Raw genomic sequence first — 7,167 nt, forward strand, 5'->3', positions numbered from 1 at the left:
GGGCAGCAGCCAGCCGCGCGCGAGGTCGACGCGGCGCCAGCGCGCCGGGCTGGCCGTCTGCGCGCGCGCGTCGGGCCAGTAGTCCGCGGGCGGCGGACCGAACCAACGCTGGTAGCTCGCGAGGGTTTCGGCGTACTGGTCGTAGTGCAGGCGGCTCTGCTCGCGGCCGCCGCGCGTGGGTTCGTGGTGCAGTGCGCTGCCGAGCACGTCCGGGCAGTAGCGCTGCCAGTAGTCGCGGCTGTAGGTCAGGTGCTGATGCCAGACTTCGTCGACTGGGTCGCTCGGCGTGACCACGTGGCCGGCGGCGACGGCGAGAAAGCAGAAGCGCTTGTATTCGCGCACGGCGCCGTCGGCGTAGGCCTGGCTCCAGCCGTGCTCGCGCGCGAGCCGCCGCGCGAACGGCAGGGCGCAGCCGGCCGTGCCGAAGTCATGCGCGTCCAGGCGCTGCCAGAGCTCCCGTTCCCGTTCCGACCAGATGCTGTCCGTCATGGCTGTCTCCGCTCGCGAGGCTGGCGCCACATTACCCGCAGTTCGTGTCCGGGCAAGGTCCGCGTAGCGGACGCTGCCGTTGTCGGGGCCGTTTCCCCGCCACGCCCCGTTCTCTGCGCATCAACGTCGCCGGGCGGGTCGAGCGAACCGCGCGTGCGCCGACGTACGGCCGCGGCTGCCGATCGGCGAATCCTTTGCAATTGGCGGACTGAACCTATTGGCACAGAACAAAAATACGAGTATCTTCCGCCGCACTGTGTTTGCCTGGGTCACGGTAAATTGTGGCCTGATGCGGTTGATCCTCCGTGATCCGCTTCATCGATTCGCCCTGCTTGCTCCCTGCAACCTCAGTCTCGGTCCGGATTCACCGCGATCGTGATTTCCTCAAATTGTTTCATGGAGTTAAGACATGTCGAATCGTCAGACTGGCACCGTCAAGTGGTTCAACGACGCCAAGGGCTTTGGTTTCATCACCCCGGAAAGCGGCGCTGACCTGTTCGTGCACTTCCGCGCGATCCAGGGCACCGGCTTCAAGACCCTTCAGGAAGGCCAGCGCGTGAGCTTCATCGCCGTGCAGGGCCAGAAGGGCATGCAGGCCGACCAGGTTCAGGTTCTCTGATCCCAGCGGTCCCCGGCTAGACCTCGAAAACCCCAGGCAGCAATGCCTGGGGTTTTTTGTTGCCTCGGTTTTCGTCGCGCGATCTCCGCCGCACCGGTTTTTTCTGCGCCCGCACCCTCGCGCCGTTCCTTCGCGCGGGCTTTCCCGCTAGTGTCCCTGCGGCGGGCCGGCCATGACGGCGCGCGGGTTCACGGGGGCGGCGGGCGAACGCCCGCGGGCGCGGCGCGGAAGACGGAGCGGCGGAGATGTGGCGGGACGCTTGCAAGAACCTCTATGTCCAGGTGCTGATCGCCGTGGCCGTCGGCATCACCCTGGGGCACTACCAGCCGGAGCTCGGCGCGCAGATGAAGCCGTTCGCCGACGGCTTCATCAATCTCGTGAAGATGATCATCGGTCCGGTCATCTTCGTGACCATCGTCGTCGGCATGGCGCACATGGGCGACCTGCGCCATTCGGGCCGCATCGGCGTCAAGGCGCTGATCTATTTCGAGGTGCTGACGACGCTCGCGCTGGTCGTCGGCCTCGTCGTGGCCAACGTCGCGCAACCCGGCGCCGGCATGACCTTGCAGCCCGGCGATCTCGATCCGAAGAAGACCGCCGACTACGTCGCGGCGGCGAAGGAACAGACGCTCGCGGCGTTCCTGCTCGGCATCATTCCGAAGAGCCTGGTCTCGGCCTTCGTCGACAACAACCTGCTGCAGGTGCTGCTCGTCGCCGTGCTGTTCGGCATCGCGATGACGCGCAGCGGCGGCGCCGGCCGGCGCGTGCTCGACCTGCTCGAGGAACTGTCGCAGGTGCTGTTCAAGATCGTCGCGATCGTCATGCGCGCAGCGCCGATCGGCGCGTTCGGCGCGATGGCGTTCGCGATCGGCAAGTTCGGCCTCGGCATGCTGGTCTCGCTGGGTTGGCTGCTGCTCTGCGTCTATGCGACCTGCTTCGTGTTCGTGTTCGGCGTGCTGAACCTCGTCGCGTACTGGTCGGGCTTCTCGCTGTGGCGATTCCTCGTCTTCATTCGCCGCGAGATCGTGCTCGTCGCGGGCACGTCTTCGTCCGAGTCCGCGCTGCCGCGCCTGCTCGTGCGGCTGGAGCAGGCCGGCTGCGACCGCTCGGTGGTCGGTCTCGTGCTGCCGACCGGCTATTCGTTCAATCTCGACGGCACCTGCATCTACCTGACGCTCGCGGCGATCTTCATCGCCCAGGCGGTAGGCGCATCGCTGACGCTGCACGACGAGCTCGTGCTGCTGGGCGTTCTGTTGCTGACCTCCAAGGGCGCGGCCGGCGTCACCGGCGCGGGCCTGACGACCTTGATCGCGACGCTCGGCGCGCTCAGCGGCAAGGTGCCCGTCGAAGGCGTCGCGCTCGTCGTCGGCGTGGACCGCTTCATGTCCGAAGCGCGCGCGGTCACGAACGTCATCGGCAACGGCGTGGCGACCATGGTCGTCGCGCGCTGGGAAGGCCTGCGCGACGACGCGAAGATGAAAGCGGCCTTCGCGGCCGGGCCCGGCGACGATCTGCCCGAGGCCGCGACGGCGCCCGCCTGAGCCCGCCCGCGACTTGAATCCGCCCCGTACCGCCCTCATGCTGCGCGGCAGCACCGGCGGTCGGCCGGTCCTTCTCCCGCCCGCATCGGGCCCCATTCCGAGAACCTCATGCAGATTGCCGAGCGCCGCGTCGCCGCGTTTCACTACACCCTGACCAACGACAAGGGCGAGATCATCGATTCGTCCGAGGGCCGCGAGCCGCTGGTCTACCTGCACGGCGTCGGCAACATCGTGCCGGGCCTCGAACGCGAGATGAGCGGCAAGAAGGCCGGCGACAGCTTCAACGTCGTCGTCGCGCCCGAGGAAGGCTATGGCGTGCATCACGCGCAGCTGATCCAGCGGGTGCCGCGCGAAGCGTTCCAGGGCGTCGACACGATCGAGCCCGGCATGCAGTTCCATGCCAACGGCCCGCAGGGTCCGATGACGGTGACCGTGGCCGCGGTCGACGGCGACACCGTCACGATCGACGGCAATCATCCGCTGGCCGGACAGTCCCTGCATTTCGCGATCGAGATCACCGACGTGCGCGATGCGAGCCCCGAGGAAATCCTGCACGGCCACGTGCACGGTGCCGGCGGGCATCATCACTGACGGGCTCGGGCGGCGTTCCCTGCGCCACTCCCGCAGCCGGCTGCCCGTTCCCGCCGCGCCGGATGCGGCGACGCAGGCGTCCGGCTGAGGCGTTCCGGTTGAGAACCTGCGTTCCGCACGATCGCTGCTCGTCGCTCCCCTCGAATCGAGGGGATTACGGATGCCGGCGCGGGTTGCGATGTCGCGGATCGCCGGGCAGCCGCTGGGTTAGGATTGCCGCACGGTTCTTCCTGCAGGTCCGACCATCCATCCGAGGTGCAGTCATGACGACGGCTTACGATTTTTCCGCGACCACGCTAGCCGGGGACGAGCAGCCGCTCAAGGACTACAAGGGCAAGGCGCTGCTGATCGTCAACGTCGCGTCCAAGTGCGGCTTCACGCCGCAGTACGCGGGGCTCGAGGCCATGTACCGCAAGCACAAGGACGAAGGCCTCGTCGTGCTGGGTTTTCCGTGCGACCAGTTCGGCCACCAGGAACCCGGCGACGCCGACGAGATCCGCAATTTCTGCTCGCTGAACTACGACGTCAGCTTTCCGATGTTCGCCAAGATCGACGTCAACGGCGACAAGGCGCACCCGCTGTACCGTTGGCTCAAGAGCGAAAAGGCCGGTTTCCTCGGCACCGAAGGCGTCAAATGGAACTTCACGAAGTTCCTCGTCGATCGCGACGGCCAGGTCGTCAAGCGCTACGCGCCGACCGACACGCCGGAGAAGATCGAGAAGGATCTCGACGACGTGCTCGGCTGAGCAGGGTCCCGGCAGCGTTGCGACGAAGGCGGCCCCCGGGCCGCCTTCGTCGTTCCGGCGCCGCGTTTCAGGCGTTCTCGAAGCCGTCGGCGAAGATCGGATCGGGCGCCGTGATCGTGATCGGCCCGTTCATGCCGACGTGGTTCTCGCAGTTGTAGTGCAGCGTGGCCGGCGCATCGGCCGGCACGACGAACGTGATGTCGGTGGTGCCGGTCGCACCGTTGTTGGTCACGCCGTCGTTGTAGAGGAAATTCGGTCCCGGCGCGTTGATCGTGTTGATGTTGAACGGATGAATCGCGCCGACGTTGTTCAGATGGAACACGTAGGTGCCGCCGCGCTGCAGGCTCAGCGGCGGATTCGACTGCCCGTCGATCGTCCACGCGGTGGAGCCGCCGGCGCTGACCTGGAACGTCCGCGTGACGCCCCCCGCCTGGACCGGTGCGACGGCGGACGCCGCGAACGCGGCAGCGATCAGGCACGGGCGGTGGAACAGGCGCATGCGGGCATCCTCGTGACGGAGCCCGATTGGAGCAGATGCCGGCGGCCGCGGGAATAGCCCGCGACCGTCGTCCGCATCACGACTCGAAGCCGTTGGCGAAGATGCCGTCCGGATCGATGACCGTGATCGTGCCGTTCATCGCCGCGTGATTGCCGCAGTTGTAGTGCAGCGAATTCGGCGCGCCGGCCGGCACGACGAAGGTGATGTCGGTGTCGCCGGTCGCGCCGTTGTTGGTGACGCCGACGTTGTAGCGCGCGCCGCTGCCGGTCGTGTTCGTCGTGTTGATGTTGAACGGATGCACGCCGGCCACGCCGGTCAGATCGAACACGTAGGTACGGCCGCGTTCCAGGGTCAGCGGCGGGTTCGACTGGCTGTCGATGGTCCAGGCGGAAAAGCCGCCGGCGCCGACGGCGAAAGTCGTCGTGGCGCCCTTGGGCGCGGCGGATGCGGCGAACGGCAGGAACAGGGCGAGCACGGCGAGCGGACGCAGGATGTTCATCAGTTTGGCCTCGTGGGGGATGGGCAACGCGCGGCGCGGCGCAGGGCGCCGTCCGCAGGACGGAACTTCGATCGGCGGATACAGCGAATGCCGGCTTGACGCGGCGTAAAGCGCGCGCCGGGCGCGCTGGACAAGCGGCCGGTTCCGGCGCCGGTCGCCGCTGCCGACAATGCGCGCCGGCAGCGGGGGAGCGGGGCGGCGATCGATGCGGACGAAACCGGAGAACCGGGCGGTGCGACGGCGCGGGGCGCGGCATGTTTGACTTTCCGCCGCCGCCGCGTAGCGTGCGCGATCCCGAAGATCGCCTGGATCTGCCCGTGTCGGAAGATTTCGCCGGCCTGCTCACGACGTTCATGCGCCGCATCCGTGCGAGCGCCTCCGGCGTGGCGACCGAGATCGGCATGAGCCGCGAAGCCGTCAACAACTGGCGCCACGGCCTGTCCCTGCCCAATCGCAAGCATCGCCACAAGCTCGTCGACTGCGCGCGCTATCTGCGCCTCAGCGAGCAGGAGACCGACCGGCTGCTCAAGAGCGCCGGCTTCGAACCTGAATACCCGGTCGGCGGTCAGGCGCCGGACCAGCCGTACGCCGACTACGTCGCGCGCCTGTTCGAGCGGCTGCAGCGGCTCGCGCCGTATCCGATCCTGATGCTGCTGAGCCAGGCCCACTGGGGACAGCCGCCGTTTCGCGAATCCCTGCTGGCCGCGGCGCGGCAGATCTACGGCGAGGCGGTGTTGCACGTCCGTCCGCCCTACAGCGTGGACGCCGATGCGCGCGGCTACTTCGCCGCGATCGGCGCGCAATGCGGCTTCGCCGACGTCGATTCGGACTTCGCATTCGAAGCCGCGCTGGAACGCCGCCTCGCCGCCGGCGAGCGCGTGTTCTGCCTGGTCAGCCGCTTCGAACAGGGCGAGGCGCATCTGCGCGAGGCGCTGGCCGGCATCCTGCGCGGGCTCAGCGAGATGTACAGCGGCAGGCTGCATCTGCTGCTCTGCGGCGGCGAGGCGCTCGCCGAACTCAAGTACCAGAGCGGCGACCTGTCGCTGCTGAACATCGCGAGCGTGGAGAACTGGCCCGACCCGGGACCGGCCGAGCTGCGCGCGCTGGCCGCGCGCCAGCTGCCGGCCGCCCAGGTCGACGCGGCGCTGCTGAGCCGGCTCGAACGCGACTGCGGCGGCCATCCGGCCCTGATCGACGAAGCCTTGCGCTGGCATGCCGTTCCTTCCACCTGGGATCAGCCCGATCTGTCTGAGTGCCTCGCCGGCAGCGCACGGTTGTGGGAGGGTTTCGTGCCGCTGCTGGCCGAGGCCGACGCGCGTGCGCGCATCAGCGCCTGGCTCGGTCAGGCCAGCGTCGGCCGCGCCCAGCCCTACCTGATCGACCGGCTGCTGCGCCGGCTGTTCTGGGCCAATCTCGTGACCGCGCGGCCCGGCAGCGACGGCCTGCAGCTGGAATGGCGCTGCGAGGCCGTGCGCCGTGCGGGCCGCCAGGTCGTCGCGGCCTGGAGCGACGCCGGCGCATGAGCACGGCAGTGAAGGTCTGGCTGCGCCGCGGCGCGATCGCCGTCGCCACCCTGTTCATCGGCACGGCGCTGCTCGTGCCGCAGTGGAATCCGCTGCTCGGCCGCGTCGTCGCGAATCCCGAGAACATGGCCTGGATCGCCAACGGCTGGAACGAGCTGCAGGTCGCGCGCCTGCAGATCAACGAATACGTCCTGGTCCACGACGAGTGGCCGTCGGACCTGGCCGACGCCGGCGTGCAGCCGCTCGGCGAGATCTTCGAGCTGTCGGTGCGGCCGGACGAACTCGTCGGCACGCTGCGCGCGACGCCGCGGCTGGACCGCAGCCTGCACGGCAGCCGCGTGATCCATCGCCGGGACCCGCAGAGCCTGCTCTGGAGCTGCCTGGCCGGCGATCCGCCGATTCCGGCACGCTACCTGCCGCTGAACTGCCGCAGCGAGCAATCGCTGGTCGGCGATACGACGCGCTGGCTCGTGATCGTGCTTGTGCTGTCGCTGCTGATCCTGCTCGTATCGGCCGTGCTGCTGATCTGGCGCCACCCGCTGATCGCGCCGATCCAGCGCGAGCCGGCGCGATTGCGCCGCCTGCCGCTCGCGCTGTTGCCGCGCGTGGACCGCGCCCTGGGCTGGCTGCAGCGGCGCGACGCGACGTTGGCCGCGGCCG

General features: G+C 68.7%; 9 protein-coding genes. 6 read left to right on the forward strand and 3 right to left on the reverse strand.

The features are described 5' to 3' along the window. A partial coding sequence (locus NON22_RS17845) for a glycine-rich domain-containing protein (protein ID WP_425508000.1) occupies positions 1-489 on the reverse strand: 489 nt, incomplete at its 3' end. Between the two features lie 409 nt (positions 490-898). Here NON22_RS17845 and NON22_RS17850 point away from each other — a divergent pair. From NON22_RS17850 to NON22_RS17865, 4 genes are all read left to right on the forward strand, one after another. After that, the gene (locus NON22_RS17850) at positions 899-1,108 is read left to right on the forward strand and encodes a cold-shock protein (RefSeq protein WP_257388298.1); all 210 of its coding nucleotides are present in this window, start codon (positions 899-901) and stop codon (positions 1,106-1,108) included. Positions 1,109-1,353: 245 nt separating this feature from the next. Beyond that, positions 1,354-2,649 carry a C4-dicarboxylate transporter DctA gene (gene dctA, locus NON22_RS17855; protein WP_257388300.1) on the forward strand — a complete coding sequence of 432 codons (1,296 nt, stop codon included), beginning with the start codon at positions 1,354-1,356 and terminating at the stop codon, positions 2,647-2,649. A 108-nt stretch (positions 2,650-2,757) separates the two neighbouring features. After that, positions 2,758-3,240 (forward strand): FKBP-type peptidyl-prolyl cis-trans isomerase, encoded by a 483-nt coding sequence (locus tag NON22_RS17860; RefSeq protein ID WP_257388301.1) that lies wholly within the window; start codon positions 2,758-2,760, stop codon positions 3,238-3,240. Between the two features lie 263 nt (positions 3,241-3,503). After that, a complete protein-coding gene (locus tag NON22_RS17865) occupies positions 3,504-3,986 on the forward strand; it encodes a glutathione peroxidase (RefSeq protein WP_257388302.1) in 483 nt (160 codons plus the stop codon). Positions 3,987-4,053: 67 nt separating this feature from the next. Here the strand turns inward: NON22_RS17865 and NON22_RS17870 are convergent, their stop codons facing one another. Together NON22_RS17870 and NON22_RS17875 are read right to left on the reverse strand one after the other, a co-directional pair. Then, positions 4,054-4,485: a cupredoxin domain-containing protein gene (locus NON22_RS17870; RefSeq protein WP_257388303.1), complete on the reverse strand. Its 432-nt coding sequence runs from the start codon at positions 4,483-4,485 to the stop codon at positions 4,054-4,056. Between the two features lie 76 nt (positions 4,486-4,561). Then, complete coding sequence (locus NON22_RS17875; RefSeq protein ID WP_257388304.1) at positions 4,562-4,984, reverse strand: cupredoxin domain-containing protein; 423 nt, start codon at positions 4,982-4,984, stop codon at positions 4,562-4,564. Positions 4,985-5,238: 254 nt separating this feature from the next. Here NON22_RS17875 and NON22_RS17880 point away from each other — a divergent pair, with 254 nt between their 5' ends. Continuing rightward, positions 5,239-6,507 (forward strand): hypothetical protein, encoded by a 1,269-nt coding sequence (locus NON22_RS17880; protein WP_257388305.1) that lies wholly within the window; start codon positions 5,239-5,241, stop codon positions 6,505-6,507. Further along, a partial coding sequence (locus NON22_RS17885) for a pilin (RefSeq protein WP_257388306.1) occupies positions 6,504-7,167 on the forward strand: 664 nt, incomplete at its 3' end. The genes NON22_RS17880 and NON22_RS17885, both read left to right, overlap by 4 nt.

Source organism: Tahibacter caeni, from assembly GCF_024609805.1.
GTDB classification, from domain to species: Bacteria; Pseudomonadota; Gammaproteobacteria; order Xanthomonadales; family Rhodanobacteraceae; genus Tahibacter; species Tahibacter caeni.